General features: G+C 46.4%; 15 protein-coding genes. 4 read left to right on the top strand and 11 right to left on the bottom strand.

The window, feature by feature from the left end:
• Positions 1–127: 127 nt before the first annotated feature.
• Complete coding sequence (locus LZZ85_RS02765; RefSeq protein WP_237868407.1) at positions 128–1327, bottom strand: MFS transporter; 1200 nt, start codon at positions 1325–1327, stop codon at positions 128–130.
• A 559-nt stretch (positions 1328–1886) separates the two neighbouring features.
• Here LZZ85_RS02765 and LZZ85_RS02770 point away from each other — a divergent pair.
• Positions 1887–2339, top strand: a complete 453-nt coding sequence (locus tag LZZ85_RS02770) for a DUF4268 domain-containing protein (RefSeq protein ID WP_237868408.1) — start codon at positions 1887–1889, stop codon at positions 2337–2339.
• Between the two features lie 6 nt (positions 2340–2345).
• Here the strand turns inward: LZZ85_RS02770 and LZZ85_RS02775 are convergent, their stop codons facing one another.
• Together LZZ85_RS02775 and LZZ85_RS02780 are read right to left on the bottom strand one after the other, a co-directional pair.
• Positions 2346–3053: an aspartate/glutamate racemase family protein gene (locus LZZ85_RS02775; protein WP_237868409.1), complete on the bottom strand. Its 708-nt coding sequence runs from the start codon at positions 3051–3053 to the stop codon at positions 2346–2348.
• 31 nt (positions 3054–3084) lie between these two features.
• Positions 3085–3540, bottom strand: coding sequence for a DinB family protein (locus LZZ85_RS02780; RefSeq protein ID WP_237868410.1), 456 nt, complete (start codon positions 3538–3540; stop codon positions 3085–3087).
• Positions 3541–4284: 744 nt separating this feature from the next.
• Here LZZ85_RS02780 and LZZ85_RS02785 point away from each other — a divergent pair.
• Entirely contained in the window at positions 4285–5166 is an 882-nt protein-coding gene (locus LZZ85_RS02785) for a L,D-transpeptidase (protein ID WP_237868411.1), read from the top strand.
• Positions 5167–5268: 102 nt separating this feature from the next.
• Here the strand turns inward: LZZ85_RS02785 and LZZ85_RS02790 are convergent, their stop codons facing one another.
• The gene (locus LZZ85_RS02790; protein ID WP_237868412.1) at positions 5269–6543 is read right to left on the bottom strand and encodes a PQQ-dependent sugar dehydrogenase; all 1275 of its coding nucleotides are present in this window, start codon (positions 6541–6543) and stop codon (positions 5269–5271) included.
• Between the two features lie 462 nt (positions 6544–7005).
• On the opposite strand from LZZ85_RS02790, the gene lepA reads away from it, so the two are divergent.
• A complete protein-coding gene (gene lepA, locus LZZ85_RS02795; RefSeq protein WP_237868413.1) occupies positions 7006–8799 on the top strand; it encodes a translation elongation factor 4 in 1794 nt (597 codons plus the stop codon).
• A 104-nt stretch (positions 8800–8903) separates the two neighbouring features.
• Here lepA and LZZ85_RS02800 read toward each other — a convergent pair whose 3' ends face one another.
• The 6 genes from LZZ85_RS02800 to LZZ85_RS02825 all read right to left on the bottom strand — a co-directional run bounded on the left by LZZ85_RS02800 (position 8904) and on the right by LZZ85_RS02825 (position 17494).
• Positions 8904–12014, bottom strand: a complete 3111-nt coding sequence (locus LZZ85_RS02800; protein ID WP_237868414.1) for an efflux RND transporter permease subunit — start codon at positions 12012–12014, stop codon at positions 8904–8906.
• Between the two features lie 114 nt (positions 12015–12128).
• Positions 12129–13211 carry an efflux RND transporter periplasmic adaptor subunit gene (locus LZZ85_RS02805; protein ID WP_237868415.1) on the bottom strand — a complete coding sequence of 361 codons (1083 nt, stop codon included), beginning with the start codon at positions 13209–13211 and terminating at the stop codon, positions 12129–12131.
• A 28-nt stretch (positions 13212–13239) separates the two neighbouring features.
• On the bottom strand, positions 13240–14475 hold the full coding sequence (locus tag LZZ85_RS02810; protein WP_237868416.1) for a TolC family protein: 1236 nt from the start codon (positions 14473–14475) through the stop codon (positions 13240–13242).
• A gap of 113 nt (positions 14476–14588) precedes the next feature.
• Entirely contained in the window at positions 14589–14942 is a 354-nt protein-coding gene (locus tag LZZ85_RS02815; RefSeq protein ID WP_237868417.1) for a hypothetical protein, read from the bottom strand.
• Between the two features lie 215 nt (positions 14943–15157).
• Positions 15158–16186 (bottom strand): hypothetical protein, encoded by a 1029-nt coding sequence (locus LZZ85_RS02820; RefSeq protein WP_237868418.1) that lies wholly within the window; start codon positions 16184–16186, stop codon positions 15158–15160.
• 51 nt (positions 16187–16237) lie between these two features.
• Positions 16238–17494: an HAD-IIIA family hydrolase gene (locus LZZ85_RS02825; RefSeq protein WP_237868419.1), complete on the bottom strand. Its 1257-nt coding sequence runs from the start codon at positions 17492–17494 to the stop codon at positions 16238–16240.
• A 245-nt stretch (positions 17495–17739) separates the two neighbouring features.
• Between LZZ85_RS02825 and LZZ85_RS02830 the strand changes: the two genes are divergently transcribed.
• Positions 17740–18744: an FAD:protein FMN transferase gene (locus LZZ85_RS02830; RefSeq protein WP_237868420.1), complete on the top strand. Its 1005-nt coding sequence runs from the start codon at positions 17740–17742 to the stop codon at positions 18742–18744.
• Positions 18745–18823: 79 nt separating this feature from the next.
• Here LZZ85_RS02830 and LZZ85_RS02835 read toward each other — a convergent pair whose 3' ends face one another.
• Positions 18824–19312, bottom strand: coding sequence for a DUF2271 domain-containing protein (locus LZZ85_RS02835; protein WP_237868421.1), 489 nt, complete (start codon positions 19310–19312; stop codon positions 18824–18826).
• Position 19313 lies beyond the last annotated feature (1 nt).

Raw genomic sequence — 19313 nt, forward strand, 5'->3', positions numbered from 1 at the left:
AAAGGCTTAATTGTTGAAGGTTCCGGAGATTCGAAAGATTTCCTTGGCTGATGCATTCCGTTTGAGATCTGCCGACGCAGTTTTTTCGATGTTTTTCAACTGGATGTATAACGGTTCTAGTTAACCCTCATGATCGGTGGCGGATAAGGTAAAAGCCACCGGCTGCTGCGGCAGCAAGGCCACCAACGACCCACCACAGCGTATTAAACCCGGCGTATCCGGCCAACTGGGCTCCACTCATTGGTCCAAGGGTTTGTGCCGCAGCCCAGGCCATGGTATACAGCGCTGCGTACTGGCCGCGGTTGGTGGGGTGTGTACGTGAGATCCAGTAGGCGTTCATGAAAGGCATGGAAAGGATCTCTCCGAAGGTGATAACGAGGATCATGAGGAAGGCGATGAGCATCGGCGGCCCGGGAATATTCAATAACCAGAAAGCGATGCTTACCAGGGAGACACCTGCCGCGATATAGTACATGATATTACGTTTTCCCTCGAGCTTATAAACAAGCACCATTTCAACCAGGGCGATAATAATACCGTTAAAGGCCATCAGAAAACCGATCCCGGGTTCAGATAAATGCAATTCCTCGCGGAAAAATACCGGCAGATTGGTGAAGATCTGGAAGAAACAAGCGGCAAACAACATCGTGATCAGAATGAACAAGATGTAGGTCTTGTCGCGATAAGCAGCTATCAGTGGTCTGACCTCTTCCTTTTTTGAGCTGTCTGCCGTTTGAACGGAAGGTTTCAAGGCGAGCCAGAGAAGAACAGCGGCACTGATATTGGTAAACCCATCAACCCAGAACAGCAATTCGTAATTGATCTTCGCAAGCACACCTCCCAGCGCGCTGCCAAGTGCCCAGCCTACATTGATAGCAAGCCTGTTCAGCGCATAGGAACGGGTGCGGTTCTCCGGTTTGCTGTAAAACGCGATCGCCGTTGAATTGGCAGGCCTGAACGCTTCGCCAACAAAACTTACCAGGAAGGTAAATACACAGATCAGTGGAAAGGTCCTTAGCTGACCAAGTATAATGAAAAGGATGCCTCCGCCAATAAGCGTGATGAGCTGCACCGGATAATGCCCGATCCTGTCCGTAAGCTTCCCGCCGCACCAGGCACCTGTAAATGCACCGAGGCCAAATAATCCCAGTACATAGCCTGCTTTGCCGATGCTGTAACCCATTTCCGGGCTGGTCAGATATAAGGTCATAAACGGTACCACCATCGTTCCGCTGCGATTGATCAGCATTACGAGCGACAGAAGCCAGGTTGATCTTGATAAACCACTGTATGCGTTGCGATAAGTTAGTGCGGTTGCTTTCAGCATGACGTGCAAATGTAACAGGAAGAAGATTCTCTTCAGAGCAACTTATGAAGGGACGTCGTTTCTGTGTGACGAACTGAGGGACTAACCGGATGAGTGTACTTAGCAGGCTTGATGATGCACAAAACTTCCGGTGATCTTTTCAACAGTAAGATAAATATACACGGTTCGAAAGGTCAGGGATTTCGTGTTTTTCCGTAAGTGTTATTATTTATTTTCAATTGAAAAACAATTCGTTGGAACGTGTTTTTGATGGCAAGCTGATTTTCTCCCCGGTATATTTCCTTGTTAATCTACTATTGCGGCAAACAGGTGAGCATTGTACTTTGTGACAAATTCCAATGGTATGACAAAAACCAGTTTAGTTACCAGAGTATTCCGTTACGTACTTTTTGCTACTGCCTTTACCTTGTACCTGTTGCTGTTGTAAGTCTTAAAAAGTCGCCCGGAATAAAAAATCTTGAAGCCGTCTCCTGTGAGACGGCTTTTTTGGGCTAAGTGGGTAGGGAGAGATTTCTGTTAGCCTCTTCTCCTCGTTAAACTCTTGCCTTAAATTTGAAGAATGTATGGAAAGCAGGAAGCATCGTTAATGCGAAAGGAGTTTTGGACAAGTTTGGGTTTGTATATGCGGCCGTTATTGGGAGCAGAAGGTGAGCCGGTGAACTGGCTGAATTACAAGACAGGTGTAAAGCATATTTATTTTCGCATGGATGCGGATAATAAAAAAGCTTCGATAGGGATCGAGTTGAGGCAGGTGGATGAGTCGGTCAGGAAGGATTATTTTGCCAGGTTGGTGCAAATGAGGGGCATGTTGGAAGAGGAAGCGGGTGAGGGATGGGTATGGGAGGAAGACAGGCTGGATGAAGATGGGCGTGTTTTCAGCCGGATAGGTATCTCCATAGATGGAGTGAATATTTTCAATAAAGCGGATTGGCCAGCCATGATCTCTTTTCTGAAACCAAGGATGCTGGCCCTTGACAATTTCTGGTGGCAGGTAAAGGATATTCTTCTGTAAGAATCATTAATCTCCCTGTAAATTTTTCCCCAGGGCAAAGCGAACGGCTGCTTTGGAATGGATCAACGTAGTATCGTACAACTTAACCTCTGTGTCTTTTTGTTGCAGCAATAAGGGGATCTCGGTGCAGCCGAGGATCACTCCCTGCGCACCACGATCCGCCAGCTGATGGATGATGTCAAGGAATTTTCGCTTTGTTTCGGGAAGAAATATTCCTTTTCCCATTTCGGTGTAAATAGCGTTGTTGATATAATCGATATCATCCTGCCCGGGAATGATGGTGGTGATGTCGTATGCAGACAGTATTTCACTGTAAAATGGCAGTTGCATGGTGTACTTCGTGCCAAGAAGCGCAACTGTTTGCAGGCCATCCTGTCTGATCTGTTCGCCCGTTTCGTCTGCGATATGTAACAATGGGATATTGATCGATGCCTGCAGGTCATCTGCCAGTTTGTGCATCGTATTAGCGCCGAGTAAAATGCAGCCGGCACCCGCAGCTTCGAGTTTTTTTGCCGCATCTGTCATGAGTTCAAGGATACGGTCCCAGCGTCCCGCCTCGGTGAGCGACTTGATCTCCGCGAAATCAACGGAATGCAGGATGATCTTTGCGGAAGATACGCCTCCGAGTTCCTGATTTACGAGCGTATTCAGGAGGCGATAATATTCAACGGAAGAAAGCCAGGTGATGCCACCGATAAGTCCGATCGTTTTCATACTGCGAAAATCGGTTTTTCCAGACAATAATTCAGGGATAAGGAAAAGGTTCGAGATCGAGTACCTGGTGAAGATGATACTTCAGGTGTTTGACATAGTCTGCCGCGAGCCATTCCAGGGTATGTGGTTCGCCCGTGGTGCATACACGATGGTACGCATCGCTGTTGATCCTGCGCAGGATCTGGACGATCTGTTTATTGAGCAGGAACCAAAGATCAATTACATCTGCAGGTGGAAGCCCCTGGTAACCCACAGCTTCCACCCATTTGTCCTGGTTGTAAACGATGAATGGATTCTCCTCATACTGAGCCACTATGAACCGCCGGATATTATTCTGTGCTGAATCTGCAAGGTGACCGATGATCTGAAGTTTGCTCCATTTTGCAGCAGACGGTTTGAATAACAGTTCTTCCGTTGAAAGTGTTCTAAGCGTTCCTATGTGGAGTAATAGGAGGGCTTCGAGCGTTGCTGCGGTTTGGGTAAGCATATTCAGAAATTGTTCTGCAATATACTATCGTTGAAAAAAAGAAAGTTATCGGTTTTGGTTACCAACCGTCAGGATGCCATTTCGCCGGAGTCCAACTGCAGAAAAATGAAAATGGGGGTGTGTTGTGAATAGTAAAAAAACAGGCTGGAAATAGGGGACAGGGGATTTATATAATTTTACCGGATGGTGAAACAAAAAATATTCTTCACCGCCTGATCTGTCAGTTTAAAATCAAATAAATCCCCTTTCCGGGGAGTAATTTCAACAGTGTCCGAGCAACCAATACACAATTGCGAACACAACGATGAAACCGAGGCATCCGCCTCCCCATTTGTAACCTGCATATCCGGCGATGAGTGTGCGTAACCAATTCTTCATAATAACGTTTACAGGATAGAAATGAAAAAGCATGCCATCCCGGATCTGCAAGGCTGTAAAGTGCAAAAAACTTCAGCTCACTTTCTCTTTAGCTGAACTATTAAGCTTTATTTCAAAACTTCTCTTTCAATGATGCTTAAAATACTGAATCTCCCTTTCATGTTTCCTGGCGGCTTCCAGGCTCGGAAATGTGCCGAGGTTCCGGCGTTTATTTGTCTTTGGATTTTTCTTTCTTGAGTAGATGCGGTACTCACCAGACTTTAGTTTGCGTATCATGGTCTTTTTATGAACAGAGCGCCAACATGTATGCCAGCAAGGAAGGTCCTTGGCATGAAAATTACCTTTATAAGGGCTAAAACGTAGATTATGAAGTTGATCCGTATTTCATCTGTTATTTTAGTTACCCTTTTATTTTTCACACAATGCCGTGAACCGGAGCAGAAAGAAGCCGTTCCCGAAGAGAAAAAAGTTCAACGTCCGCCGGCACCACAATGGAAAAAACCATCGCAGGAGATCAGCTATCAGAAAGTGGCGGCTAAGCAATGGTTCCGCAAGCAAAAGGATAGTTTGAATGCGCAGCAGCAAAAGATCGTGATGACGGCAAACCGCGCAGATCTGGCAAATATTTCCGCACTGGATAGTGTGTTGTTGCCAAATGATCTGTCGGGCGATATCGTATTTTATCAACCATTTCCACTTGAAGTGAAAGGCCTGCAGGATATAAGCAAGATCATTTTCTTCTCTTACCCATCTCAGACATTCGGAGCTTATGAATATGGCAACCTGGTATATGCAGGTGCAACGAATATGGGGAGAAAGAAAGATCCCACACCGGCCGGTCTGTACTTTACTAATTGGAAAGCTGAGAAGACAACGAGTACTTTCAATGACGAGTGGGAACTGAAATGGAATTTCAATATTGAAAATAAGGAAGGCATCGGATGGCATCAGTACGCGATGCCGGGATATCCAGCTTCGCATTCCTGTCTTCGTTTGTTTGAAGATGATGCGCAGTATTTGTATAAATGGGCAGACGAGTGGAAGTTGAAAGGAACGGATAGTGTGGTGCTTAAAGGTACACCCGTGATCGTGTTTGGTGATTATCCGTTTGATGGCCCTAAGCCATGGTTGAGTTTGGTTAGTGACGCACATGCTCTTGATATAAAGGCGGCAGCGCTGGAAGGTTTGATCGGACAGCACCAGGGAGAGATCATGGAAGCACAGAAAAAGCGTGAGGGGATGAAGTGAGTTGAATAAGATTTTTATAAAAAACGCGGCTTCAACAGTATGAAGCCGCGTTTTTGTTTATCTGGTGTGGAGTAATCCGGAAGATTATGAACGCATGCTTGCTTATTTTGAAGCGGCTACTCTCCAGATCGTTCCCGCGGAATCGTCTGTAATAAGTATGGATCCATCCGCCAGGTTGGCGATGCATACTGGTCTGCCATACACCTGGCTTTCTTTCTCATCCGCTATAAAACCAGTTAGGAAGTCTTCCGGAGCGCCTGAAGGCTTTCCATTGGAAAAAGGAACGAATACGACCTTATATCCCGAGAATTCAGATCTGTTCCATGACCCATGCTGACCCACGAACGCCCCGTTCTGATATTTCGCCGGAAACTTCTTCCCTGTATAAAAAGCTATTCCAAGTGAAGCTGTGTGGGACCCCACAGGTACATCAGGCACCAGTGTTTTGCTTACAAGATCAGGGCGTTCTCCTTTTCTCCTTGGATCTTCATTTTGTCCGAAATAGGCATAAGGCCATCCATAAAACCCATTTTCTTTTACACTCGTGATATAATCCGGAACCAGGTCATCGCCGAGGCCATCGCGTTCATTGACTGCCGTCCACAGCGTATTTGTTCCCGGCGCCCAATCCATCCCTACCGGATTACGCAGACCGGCCGCATATATGCGCTCACCGGACCCGTCAGGATTGGTCTCCAGGATATTTGCGCGGCGTTTTTCATGATCGATCCCATGCTCAGCAACATTGCTGCCCGAACCAACAGAGATGTACAATTTACTTTTTGCCTGGTTGGTAATGATATTTCTTGTCCAGTGATTGTTATACCCGCCCGCAGGCAGTTCGATGATCTTTTTGCCTTTGGCGGGAGTTAGTGATCTCATGTCCGGCGTATAATCAAACATCACCACGCCATCAGTATTTGCCACATAGAAGTGATTGTTGAGGACCAGCATGCCGAGAGGTTTATTCAGATCTGACAAAAATATATCACGGCTTTCGGCCACTCCGTCCTTATTGGCGTCCTGGAACAACGTGATCCTGTTGGCGCTTTTACTGCCTGTGCCTGATTCCGCAACAAAGATGTTCCCGTTATCAGCCACATAGATCCAGCGAGGGTTTTCCAGTTTGTCGGCAAACCGCGTAACGGTAAAACCAGCCGGTGCCACAGGTGTTTTACCTTCTGGCCATCCGATCACACGGCTGTTCTTTCTCACAGATGGCGTGGCGAAGGGGGCAGGCAGCGTGTCGCTGGCAGCTATATAAACGAATTGTTTCGCAGAAGAAGTACCAGGCTCAAAGCTTGCCTCCTTTTTCTGTAAAGCGAGAAAACCAATTACAGCAAGAAAGGAAGCGGAATAAATAAACTTTTGGGACATTTAAAGTGTGTTTGGGTGATTGGATGGGGAAGATAGCCAAACATAATGCCATACGCGAATGAACGCAAATGGCCGCGAATGAACGCTAATAGCTGCGAATGGCCGCTAATGAACACGAATGCAGTTCTCAGTTGGACGGTTTCTCTCTGATGCGCACAAACATCAGAATATTCATTGATCCAGTCGCCAAAACGGTCAGGTCAAGCCATAGTACGAGTTTTGGGATAATCTATGGTCCTTTTCTGGTGGTGAGGAAAGGCGGTTTGTAGAGGATGAACTGAAAATGAATGGTTCGCGAAGCTCTAATCACCGGACAAACCCTGAAAAGATGATATGCCTGAACGACGTATTCGCGAAAATTCGCGGCCATTCGCGTTCATTCGCGATTAGCGTTCACGAATTTGTAGTACCTTTGCACCCTTGAAATCCGCCTGTTAAAGCGGTCTTTCAGGACTACAATACATGAAGAATATTCGCAATTTTTGCATCATTGCTCACATCGATCACGGCAAATCCACCCTGGCAGACAGGCTGTTACAACAAACAAATACCATCAGCGACAGGGATATGATGGACCAGGTGCTGGATGATATGGACCTGGAAAGGGAGAAAGGCATTACGATTAAAAGCCATGCGATCCAGATCAATTATAAACATGCGGACAATAAGGACTATGTTTTGAACCTGATCGATACGCCCGGACACGTGGATTTCAGCTATGAAGTGAGCCGTGCGCTGGCAGCCTGCGAAGGCGCTTTGCTGCTGGTAGATGCGACCCAGGGGATCCAGGCGCAGACGATCAGCAATCTTTACCTCGCTATAGAAAATGACCTGGAGATCATTCCCGTGATCAACAAGATCGATATGGATGGTGCAATGATCGAAGAAGTGGAAGACCAGATCGTTGACCTCATCGGCTGCAAACGCGAGGATATCCTTCATGCCAGTGGACGTACCGGTCTTGGTGTTGATAAAGTGCTTGATGCCATTGTAAACAGGATACCTGCTCCTGAAGGAAATGAAGAAGCTCCTTTGCAGGCGCTCATCTTTGACAGCGTATTCAACTCTTTCAGAGGCATCATCGTTTACTACCGGATCCTGAATGGAACGATCCGCAAGAATGATATTGTAAAGTTTGTTTCTACCGACCAGCAGTACGGCGCAGACGAGATCGGCATCCTGAAACTCAAGATGACCGAACGAAAAGAAGTAAAAGCCGGCGATGTGGGCTATATTATTACGGGTATCAAAAATGCGAAAGAGGTGAAAGTGGGTGATACCATTACACTGGCCGCAAATCCGACACCTGAACAGATCAAAGGTTTCGAAGAAGTAAAACCAATGGTATTCGCCGGTATTTACCCGGTAAATACCGATGAGTTTGAAGAGCTGCGTGATTGCATGGATAAACTGCAATTGAACGATGCTTCACTCACTTACGAGCTGGAAACATCACAGGCGCTTGGCTTTGGTTTCCGTTGCGGATTTCTCGGAATGCTGCACATGGAGATCATCCAGGAACGCCTGGAACGTGAGTTTGATCAGACGGTGATCACTACCGTACCGAACGTAAGCTTCATCGCACACACCACCAAAGGCGAAACTGTACAGGTGAATAACCCGACGGAATTCCCTGATCCGGTGAAAACCGAATCGATCGAAGAGCCTTTTATCAAAGCACAGATCATTACCAAGCCCGATTATATCGGTAATATCATGACCTTATGCCTTGGTAAACGTGGCTTGCTGATCAATCAAAGCTATCTTACTCCAACAAGGGTAGAGTTGATCTTTGAGATGCCATTGACAGAGATCGTGTTTGACTTTTATGATAAACTGAAATCACAAACCCGCGGATACGCTTCATTTGACTATCATCCTATTGGCTATCGCGATAGTGATATCGTTAAAATGGATATCCTCCTGAACGGAGATAAAGTGGATGCACTGAGTGCGCTGATCCACCGCAGCCGTGCGCAGGATTTTGGCCGCAAGCTTTGCGAAAAACTAAAGGAGTTGTTGCCGCGTCAGCAATTCCAGATCGCGATACAGGCAGCAGTGGGAGCCAAAGTAATTGCCCGCGAAACCATTTCCGCGATGCGTAAAGATGTAACTGCAAAATGTTATGGTGGTGATATCAGCCGTAAACGTAAACTTCTCGAAAAGCAGAAAGAGGGTAAGAAACGTATGAGACAGATCGGAAACGTGGAAGTACCGCAGGAAGCGTTTTTGGCAGTGTTGAAACTTGATGATTAGAATAGCGTAAAAGAATATCGCAAAAAGAGCTAAGTAAATGCAAAGAGCGCAAAGGTTTTATCCTCTGCGCTCTTTGCGTTTACTTAGCTTTCTTTGCGATACTTCTATGCCAGTCGTTTCGCCGCCTGATCCGATTTGCGATAGAAGATCCAGAACATGATCGGGAATACGAGCAATGTCAAAATGGTTGCCGTGACGAGTCCGCCAATGATCGCGACTGCCAGCGGCTTCTGACTTTCCGATCCGATACCGGATGATAACGCCGCCGGTAAAAGTCCCAGCATGGCCATCAGTGCCGTCATAACAACGGGCCGTATACGCGAGGTGACACCTTCCCGTATAGCTGCCGCAAGCGGAAGTTTTTGCCGCAGGTTGTCATGGAATACCGAGATAAGGATCACGCCATTCTGCACACATATTCCAAACAATGCAATGAAACCTACACCTGCAGAGATCCCGAAGTTGATCCCCGTGATATGAAGCGCGAGTATACCGCCGATCAGCGCGAATGGCACGTTCAGTAAGATCAGTCCGGCATCTTTCGCATTGCCGAATGTGATGAAGAGGATCACGAAGATCGCGAGCAGGCTGATCGGTACCACCAGGCTTAACTGATTGGTTGCCCTTACCTGGTTCTCGAATTCCCCGGCCCATGTGATCGAATAACCTTTGGGTAATTTGATCTCGTCCTTCACTTTGGCCATCGCTTCCTGTATCGTACTTCCAAGATCACGTTCACGAACGGTGAACTTTACTCCGATGAAGCGCTTGTTGGCATCACGATAAATGAATGCGGGACCTGTTACTTTCCGAAGCTGTGCGATATTGCTCAGCGGGATCTTGCTTCCTTTCAATGTTGGGACCATCAGCGACATGATATCGTCTTCATCTTTCCTGTATTCCGGGCTATAGCGGATACGGATGTCAAACTTCTTCTCCTCCTCATACTTGGCAGTAGCGGTTTTACCTCCGATCGCCATTTCAATCACCGCCTGTGCATCGGCTGTAGATACGCCATACAAGGCCATCTTTGCTTCGTCAAGCAATACGCTGATCTCCGGCTGTCCCACATTTCTTAACACTCCCGCATCTTTTACGCCGGGGATGTCTTTGATACTTTGATAGACCTTGTCAGCCAGTTCATCGAGTGTTTGCAGATCATCACCAAAGATCTTTACCGCATTGGATGCTTTGAACCCTGCAACAGCTTCTGCTACGTTATCTACTACCGGTTGAGAATAGTTGAACGTGATGCCCTGGATCTGGCTGAGTTGTTCATCCATTGCTTCGATCAACTGATCTTTGGTCCGTTTAGTGTCCCACTCTTTAGCTGGCTTCAGGTTTACCTGGAATTGTACAAAGCCGAACCCATTCGGGTCAGTACCATCATTGCTTCGTCCCGTTTGTGAAAGAACACCATTTACTTCCTGGAAGTTCATCAGCTTTCCGCGGAGCGTTTTAGTGATCTTCATTGATTCGGTCAGCGAAGTGCTCATGGGTAATTCTGCGGTGACCCATAGTGCGCCTTCGTTCAACTCAGGAAGGAATTCACTTCCAAGGAATTTTGCAGAAACAAAGGTGATCCCCATGAAGGAGAACGCCATGATCAGGCTTTTACGTTTGTTCCGGAAACACCAGTCGAACGCACTTGTTACACTGCGGTTGAAGAAACGCACGATGAAGTTTTCCTTCTCGCGGACATTCTTTCTGAGCAGGATCGCGCATAGAACAGGCACCAGTGTGAGTGTGTAGATCAACGCACCCAGCAATGCGAATCCAAGTGTCCACGCGAGAGGTGAAAACATTTTGCCTTCCACTTTCTGGAAAGTAAAGATGGGAAGCAGGGCGGTGATGATGATCAGTTTGGAAAAGAAGACTGCTTTACCAAGGCTACCACCCGTTTTTTTGAGCAATCCCAGTTTGGATAGCTTGTTGAATTTGGGCATTCCTTCTTTATGCGAGAGATGAGCGAGCGCCACAAACATTCCTTCCACCATGACGACGGCTCCATCGATGATGATCCCGAAGTCGATCGCGCCGAGCGAGATCAGGTTGGCGGTCATTCCTTTCATGCGCAGGCACAGGAATGCAAAAAGTAATGAAAGAGGAATGATGATGGATACGATGACGGTTGTCCGCCAGTCGGCCATAAAGATGAACACGATCGCGGTTACAAGAATGATCCCTTCGAGCACATTATGTGAAATAGTGTCTGTACAATATGCCATGAGATTGTCCCGGTCATAGAAAGTCTCCATCTTTACATCCGCAGGCAGGATATTCTGGTTGATCTCCGCGATCTTTTCTTTTACTCTTGCCAGCACCTCGGATGGGTTCTCATCCTTGCGCATTACGACAATACCTTCCACCACATCATCTTCATCATTGAGTCCTGTCTGGCCAACCCGGGGGAGTGCACTCTCCTTTACTTCGGCAACATGTTTTACAAGGACAGGCGCATCGCCATTCTGATCGATGATTATATCGCCGATATCGCTGATTTTATCAAGCAGGCCGATCCCTCTTACAACATAAGCCTGGTTATTTTTTTCGATAACATCCCCTCCGACGTTCAGGTTGCTTTTTGATACAGCAGTGAATACTTCCAGCGGGGTGATGTTATATTTGTGAAGAAGGGTAGGATTTACCTGGATCTCGTATATTTTTTCTTCTCCGCCGAATGCCACTACATCGGCAACACCGGGAACAGCACGGAGCTGCCTGTCGATGGTCCAGTTTTGCATGGTCAGCAGTTCACGGCTGGTACGTTGCTTGCTGTGCAGCGTATAACGGAAGATCTCACCGGTTGGTCCATAAGGAGGCTGCACTTCCGGGTCCACGCCCCCGGGATAGCTAACATTCTGAAGAAGATTGTTGACCTGTTGCCGGGCGAAGAAGTCCTCCACGCCATCTTCAAAGATGATCTTCATCACGCTCAGGCCAAACATGGTGATACTGCGTACATTGGTCTTCTTTTGTACGCTGTTCATGGCTACTTCTGTGGGACGTGTTACAAAACGTTCTACTTCTTCTGCACTTCTGCCGGGCCATTGGGTGACGATAATGATCTGCGTGTTGGTGACGTCAGGAAAGGCTTCAATAGGTGTATGGATGAAGCTGAATATCCCTGAGATCACCAGTACGGCGGTCATGAAGAACGTAAAGAATTTATTCTTGAGCGAAAACGCTACTATGTTTCGGATAAACTTATTCATATTGATAGAATGAAGCGCTCATTTACGCAAATGAAGCGCTGATGAGCACGATTGACACGAATAGACCCCGAAAGATTTGATGGTCATTCGGGGCTATGGATTTACTTTCATTGTTTAATCGTTCAGGGCATCGTATACAAGCAAAGCATTCTTTACGATCACTTTTTCGCCGGAGCTGACACCCGCAGTGATGTAAGTAATGCCTGCTGTTGTTTTCAGCGGTTCAATGACGCGTGTTTCGATGCTGTCTTTACGATGGAATACCATCAGATAATTCCTGCTCTTATCAAATACGACTGCTTCTGCGGGTACTGACGTCATCGTTTGGTTGTCTTCATACCGGATATAGACAGTAGCTGCCATTTCAGGTTTCAGTGCATAGCCCGGGTTGGGCAGTTTGATCCGGATCTTGAGTGTTTTTGTTTCGGGATCGAGAACATTCAGGATCTTGTCGATCTTGCCGGTGAATTTTTTGCCGGGGTAACTGAGGAGTTCCACTTCGGCAGGCATGTTCAGCTGCAGGCGTGCGATATCTGTCTCGTAAACATTAGCTGTTACAAATACTTCGTCGATCTGTGCAATGGTGAAGATGCTTTCGCCCAGGTTGGGCGGCAACTGCATATCAGGGTTGATCTTTTTGTCTGTAATGAACCCACTGATAGGCGCAATGACATTGTAGTACGATCCTTTGTTGACATGATAGATGCTGAACACTTCATTCACCCGGTCAAGTTCAGCCTGTGAGGTTTCCAGTTCTTTCTGTGCGGCAACCACGTCGCGGTCAGTATTCAGCCTCGACTCATTGAGTTCCTGCGCCGCTTTAAGATTTTTCTTCGCTACCAGTACATCTGTTTCCGCATCGCGGCGTTGTTTCTCAAAATCTGCAACGTCTGTACTGCGGATCACCGCGAGTACCTCTCCCTTTTTTACATGGTCGCCCAAGGATACATTCAGGCGGGTAACATACCCTGATACAATAGGGAAGATGTTCGCCATCTTATTGTCCTGCGGAGTGATCTTCCCGGAGAAACGGAGTTCGTTCATCACGGGTCTGACAGATGCTGAATCGATACCAATCCTGTTCATCATGGTATCTGTTAATGCAAAGCCCTTGCTTACTTCTTTGGCGGCTTCCTGTTTGCAGGATGTTGCTACCATGATCAAGAGAAGAAAAGCGGGCGATATAATTGATTTCATACAATTTTAATTTAAGTTGGTGAAGGGATCAGAGGCGTGTGCCGAGGGTATATTCCAGTTCCTCCCAGGCAAGCCGTCTTTGTTTGTGTAATTGATTCAACTGACGGATGGCTATATTGTAATTTTCAAAGAAGTCGACGAACTCCAGCAAAGACACATTTCCTTTATTGAAATTTTCGATCATCGCTTTATTTACTTCGGGGAAGTCTTTATTGAAGCTTTGCTCGGTGAGTTTATATTCCTTCTCTGCTTCAGCGAGGCGATATACGCTGGCGGCCACCTGTTTGTCCACTTCGCTCTGCTTATACTGAAGAACCAGTTCTGCGGATCTGATCGTTGACTTTGCGGCTTTGATATTTCCCTGGTTGCGGTTGAACAAGGGAAGATCAATTGCTGCGCGGAAGGAATAGAAATTCTTTACATAGCTGCCGTCCTGGTCATATCCAGCGCCCAGTGTCAGATCAGGTGTTGCGAGAGCGCGTTGGTAATTATAGTTCAGCTGTTCCTGCTTCAGCTGGCTTTCCTGGGCTTTCAGATCGCTTCTGTTCTCCTTTGCGATAGCGGCGAGTTGCAGCAGGTCGGGGAGGGTTCTTGTTTCCAGCTTGACCTTATCCGTTGAAATGAATGCGGTAGTATCCATCAGTAATTGCAGGGTCTGCCGGGCGGAGATGGCATCCATTACGATCGCATTTCGATCTGCGCTCAGCTGAATGTATTCTGCTTTCAATCGTACCGCATCTTTTAACGGTACATTTCTTTTGGCTGCCTGTACTTCATACGCGCTGATGATCTGTTGTAACTGGCGCATCTGTTCGCTGTACTGCGAGATCAGTTCATCTGCATAGGCGACTGTATAGAAATTCTGACGAAGTTCATACTTCAGCGTTCTCATCAGATCATAGAAAAGATGGTTCGCTTCGGTGGTTTGTTCTTTTGCGAGCAGAACCCGTTTGTTTCGTTTGCCGGCGAGTGTGATCACCTGGTCTATACCAAAAACTTTCTGACCGTTCCTGCCATTGTCAAACCATTTACGGTTATTGCCGTAAACGGCAAGTTCCGTCGAGATGGTAGGATTATCGTAAAGTTTTTGTTGTATTTCATTTGCCTTTACTGCATCTACATTGTATCGTTCGGATAACAATAAAAGGTTTTTTTGAAGGAAAAGCTGCTCGGCCTGCTCAAGCGATACCTGTAGCGTATCTGTTTGAGCAGGCAATGGCCAGTACAGCACGATGGCCGCAGCCAGCGATATGTATCTTTTCATGTAATAATATTTTCATGCAGGACGGCTACGGAAAATAGTGTCATGCATACCGGTTTACCCTAATGGGGAAATCAGTTTCCGTTCAGTAAATTGATAGTTAAAAGGGGGAGATATCAGGCCTGGTCAGGCGGAGGAGTGACAATGGTAGTGTGACCGGCAGGAAGAACAGCATGATTGTTCTCGCCGGTAAGCGTGTTGCAGTTTTTCATGCTGTGATCAAGGTTGACCCTGACTTTTCTTTCTGGTAATGAAAAGTCGAATGTGGTGCTTTTTTTCAGTACACCCTGTTCATCATTTCCGGATTGATCCGGAAGGGTCTGATCGAATGTCTCATCCAGAAGGAACTCGGCAATGCTTTCAATTTCTTCATATTCCTCTTCGGCAACCCCGGCATAGTGGGTCGCGAAAGGGCTCTCAGTGATATCAATACTGGAGTTCAATATTGACAGCGCCGTGAGCCATAACATCGTATGTTTAAGGAATTGCAGCATCAGAGATGTGACAAAGATAGTTTCGAAGGGTCAGAATACAAAAGAGGCAGGCAGGAAATAAAGTGTTAAGAGTTTGTTAGCGAAGGAGGGGGGAGGAAAGTTTAAAAGTTTAATAGTTTAAGGTTTAATAGTCTCTACACTATTAAACTTTTAAACCATTAAACTATTAAACTTGTCTCTCTCTCTTGCGCTTAATCCTTCCTCTCGTTCCCCGTCTTTGGCTTTTCCTTCGTTTTATTTTTTTCGGATTGTTCATCCAGTTTTTTCATGTTCACATTTCCTTTTTTATCCATCAGAGGGTCTTCTACGGGAGGGTTACCCATGTAAGGGTCAACGCCACGCATGTCGACTTTGTAGTCAAATGCTTTGTCGACATGCATCCATTTTCCATTTTCCCATTTGAATGCTTCATTATCGCCGTCGGGAACAAATGTCCATGGGAGATCCTGCTGGTCTGTTTCGGAGATCAGGTGATCAACCAGGATGAGCTTGAGGTCTTTCACGTAGTTGAGCAATACGCGGGCGTCTTTTTTGTATTCAAGTCCATAGCGATAAGCAACGGGTTTGGGGACTGTATCCTCTGCAAAGCTGAAGAATTGTCCGCCGAATAAAGGTTCATTACGTTCGTCGAAGTGCATTACTTCCACCCATTTCTTTGTGCTCATGGGTGTGTTGAAGTCGATGCCGAAGAGGGTGTAGTAATCCTTGTTATTATATTGGGTCTTTATAATATTGTAATAGATTGCTCCGATCCAGTTGTTCTTTGTACGCACTGAATCTTTCGCATTGTCTGTGAATTCAGATACATCTCTTAGCGGGATCAGTTTTAGAGAGCCATCTTTGGTTTTCATTTGTATGGCTCCTTTCTGGCGGCAGTAATAGTCGTCGAATTGCATATTCCAGGTGAAGATGCGGAAGGTGGAATCTGGCGCATACAATCTTGAAACGCCCTGGATGGAGTCGAAAGGGTAATAGAAAGAGTTTTTGATCTGCAATGCTCTGACGAGGGTGCGGACGAAAATACTGTCAGACACCATTCTGTCTGCTGGCTCTTCGTCAGTGATCATGTAACGGGCGTATTCCTTAAGGGTGTCTTCCTTGTGCTGAAGCTTCCGCTTATCTGAAGGCGTAATCAGCTGCGCTTTAACGCTGTTCCCGAGCGTTATCACGGCCAGTAATGCCAGCAGGCAGATCTTTACACTTGTGGATGTTTTTTTCATGCGCATGGATATTATAACCTGTGCACCGTAAACGACAGGCAGCTGAATTAATTATGCGGTTTCTGCTAAAGCTTTGACAAAATCCTTTAATGAATTAAAAATGAGGTCTATATCAGGGTGTGGCAGCCGGATTTCCTTATTGGTGGTGGTCAGGAAAACGGTATACATGCCTGCCGCGCGGCCAAACTGCATATCGCTCACATTATTCCCGATCATGACGGATCGATGGAGATCAACGTTGCTTAGGTCTTTTTTTGCCTGTAATCCCATACCCGGGTTAGGCTTACGGAACTGATCATTATTGTGGATGGACGTGGCGTAATAGATAGCATCCAGTTTTCCTCCGGCATTCACGATAGCAGTCTTCATCTTATGATGGATCTCTTTCAGTGTGTCTTCCGTCATGAGTCCACGGCCAACGCCACGTTGATTGGTGGCTACCACGATGTATTTAAAGCGCTCCGCGAGAGTTTTGAACAGTTCGGGCCCGCCTTCCATGAATACGAACTCGTCTGTGGAGAAGATATAGCTTCCCGGTTTATCTTCATTGATCACGCCATCACGGTCGAGAAAAAGCGTCCAGTTCTTATCGATATCACTTAACTGAAGATTGCGGTGTTTGAGTTCGTTCTGCGCGCGGTTGAAATCTTCGGGAATGCCAATATCGATAAAGTAGGCATCCTGGGCAAGTGCGGCAAGTTTGCCGGTTGATGTTGATTTCTCGAGATAATCCTTCTCGAATGAAAACTTCAGGGGAAAGCCATGGGCGAGAAATGCATCCACATTAAGCAGGTAAGTGCCGCCGTTGATCAGTCCTTCTTTGTAGAATTGTTTTTCTTTAAAGCTTTCAACGATGCCATGGTTGTTTACTGCTACCATGCCATAGCGATCAAAATTCTGCATGGGTTTCAGTGCAAGTGTGCATTCTGAATTTTTCGATTGATGAAATGCTGAAAGCTGTGCGATATCTATTTTGAACAGTGTATCGCCATTGGTGACCAATACTTGTTTTTCTGTGGCGTGTTTACAGGCTAATTGGATCGCGCCTCCTGTACCGAGTGGTTCGGTTTCGATAACGCATTCATACTTCAGCGCGGGAAATTCGTCTTTCAGGTATTGTTCGATCACTTCGTGTTTGTATCCCAGGGAAAAGATGAAGGACGTAATGCCCTGTTGCTGCAGGAAATTGATCACATGATAAATAAATGGCCGCCCGGCTACCGGGGCCATGCATTTTGGGAGATCAGGAACTGCTTCACGAAGTCGGGTGCCGAGGCCACCGGCGAGTATAATTGCTTGTTGGATCATGATAAAGGTGCCTGTCTGTCGTAGGTCGCTGTATGCGATACAAGTAGCAGGATTTTAATAAATTACTTGCTAAATTAAGCATTTAACAGAAAAGGGCGTGGTGGTGTGCTTGTTGAACAGATTAAGAAAAAGCTTTATTCCCGTTTCCGTAATAGTATGTATTCTTCGAAGTGTAGCTTTGGGTCGTGAATATAGAGAGGCGTTTGAGAAGCTTCTCCTGTTTTTTTATCAATTCCAGATCATCTATGTCGAATCGTTTATTGCTTAAAAGTGTATTGATCACAATATTGTTTGCGGGTGTAGCGATGGGATCTTCGGCTCAGGTGTTGCGAAAAAGGATGACAATGCTGATGGGGGCGAGATTTGATTTTACGATCGTGGCAAACGATTCTGTTCTGGCGGAGCGGTATATCGATACCTTGATCGCGGAAGTGTCGAGAATTGAATTCCTGATCTCCGACTGGAAGCCCGCTTCGCAGGTTTCGCAGGTGAACGCGGCGGCGGGTTCGCACGCGGTAAAGGTGGACCGTGAAGTGTTTGAACTTACGCGGCGTGCACTTGAATTTTCCCGTATCACCAACGGTGGATTTGATATCAGTTTTGCGGCGATGGACCGGATCTGGAAGTTTGATGGGTCAATGGAGGAGATGCCAACGCCGGAAGCGATCAGGAAGTCCGTAGAGAAAGTAGGATACAAAAACATTATTCTCGACAGTGTTAACAGCACGATCTTTTTGAAATTGCCCGGGATGAAGATCGGCTTTGGAGCACTCGGTGAAGGATATGCGGCAGATCGTTGCCGCGATATGATGCTGGCCCGTGGTGTAAAAGCCGGGATCGTGAACGGTTCCGGAGATATGGCTACCTGGGGCACGCAGCCTAACGGAAAACCATGGAACATCGGCATCACCAACCCAAAACAACGGGATGAACTGTTTGCAGTTGTGCCGTTAAAAGAGGGGGCGGTAACAACTTCAGGCAACTATGAAAAATATGTGGTGTTTAATGGGAAACGATATTCGCACATAATCAATCCTTCAACTGGCTATCCCGTGACCGGATTAACAAGTGTTACAGTATTCGGGCCAAGCGCAGAGAAAGCCAATGGCTTCAGTACTTCCCTTATGGTACTTGGACAAAAAGCAGGATTAGAACTGCTAAAGAAATATCCGGAATACTCCTGCATAATGATCACGGATGCGGGGAAGGTGATCAGGTCGAGAAAGTCAAAATTAAAAATTAAAAAGTAAAAAGTAAAAAAAGCCTCGCTTATTCGAGAGTGCTCTTCTTAAGCGAGGCTTTTTTTACTTTTTAATTTTTACTTTTTAATTAGTTGCTTGCACTCAACCTCACATACCGTATATATCCCGTTCCTTCCGTTTTAGCAGCAAGTCCTTCATTGGTCAGGGCAACTTCCACATCTTTTTCGTGGTATTCCTTGTCTTCCACAGCGGTCTCAAAACGGAGTTTGTACCCTGCGTTGATCTTATTGTTGTCGATCTGGATCACTGTCATGCTGCGGTCGCCACCGGTTACAGAAGCGCCGGTGATGCTGCTGATGTTGGATGGTTTCTTTGAGTAGGCTTTATGCCATTGTTTAAGATTGGGATACCATTTTTTGTCGGAGCCCATTACATACAATGTTTTCTCATAGTTGCCTTTGGGGTCAACCAGTGAAACGACTACATAAGCGCCTTCGCCCAGGTAGTTTGACATCTGCAGCATGCACTTGTACTTGCTGCTCTGAGAGAGGCTGATTGCAGGAAGGCTACAGATCATTGCAGCCACGAGGCTGAACTTACAGATATTCTTTATCATC

The organism is Terrimonas ginsenosidimutans, assembly GCF_022012415.1.
GTDB lineage: Bacteria > Bacteroidota > Bacteroidia > Chitinophagales > Chitinophagaceae > Terrimonas_A > Terrimonas_A ginsenosidimutans.

Bases quoted from the DNA above. Each gene is read 5' to 3' on its own strand.
- LZZ85_RS02765 (WP_237868407.1), bottom strand. From the start codon at position 1,327: ATGCTGAAAGCAACCGCACTAACTTATCGCAACGCATACAGTGGTTTA.
- LZZ85_RS02770 (WP_237868408.1), top strand. From the start codon at position 1,887: ATGTATGGAAAGCAGGAAGCATCGTTAATGCGAAAGGAGTTTTGGACA.
- LZZ85_RS02775 (WP_237868409.1), bottom strand. From the start codon at position 3,053: ATGAAAACGATCGGACTTATCGGTGGCATCACCTGGCTTTCTTCCGTT.
- LZZ85_RS02780 (WP_237868410.1), bottom strand. From the start codon at position 3,540: ATGCTTACCCAAACCGCAGCAACGCTCGAAGCCCTCCTATTACTCCAC.
- LZZ85_RS02785 (WP_237868411.1), top strand. From the start codon at position 4,285: ATGAAGTTGATCCGTATTTCATCTGTTATTTTAGTTACCCTTTTATTT.
- LZZ85_RS02790 (WP_237868412.1), bottom strand. From the start codon at position 6,543: ATGTCCCAAAAGTTTATTTATTCCGCTTCCTTTCTTGCTGTAATTGGT.
- lepA (WP_237868413.1), top strand. From the start codon at position 7,006: ATGAAGAATATTCGCAATTTTTGCATCATTGCTCACATCGATCACGGC.
- LZZ85_RS02800 (WP_237868414.1), bottom strand. From the start codon at position 12,014: ATGAATAAGTTTATCCGAAACATAGTAGCGTTTTCGCTCAAGAATAAA.
- LZZ85_RS02805 (WP_237868415.1), bottom strand. From the start codon at position 13,211: ATGAAATCAATTATATCGCCCGCTTTTCTTCTCTTGATCATGGTAGCA.
- LZZ85_RS02810 (WP_237868416.1), bottom strand. From the start codon at position 14,475: ATGAAAAGATACATATCGCTGGCTGCGGCCATCGTGCTGTACTGGCCA.
- LZZ85_RS02815 (WP_237868417.1), bottom strand. From the start codon at position 14,942: ATGTTATGGCTCACGGCGCTGTCAATATTGAACTCCAGTATTGATATC.
- LZZ85_RS02820 (WP_237868418.1), bottom strand. From the start codon at position 16,186: ATGAAAAAAACATCCACAAGTGTAAAGATCTGCCTGCTGGCATTACTG.
- LZZ85_RS02825 (WP_237868419.1), bottom strand. From the start codon at position 17,494: ATGATCCAACAAGCAATTATACTCGCCGGTGGCCTCGGCACCCGACTT.
- LZZ85_RS02830 (WP_237868420.1), top strand. From the start codon at position 17,740: ATGTCGAATCGTTTATTGCTTAAAAGTGTATTGATCACAATATTGTTT.
- LZZ85_RS02835 (WP_237868421.1), bottom strand. From the start codon at position 19,312: ATGATAAAGAATATCTGTAAGTTCAGCCTCGTGGCTGCAATGATCTGT.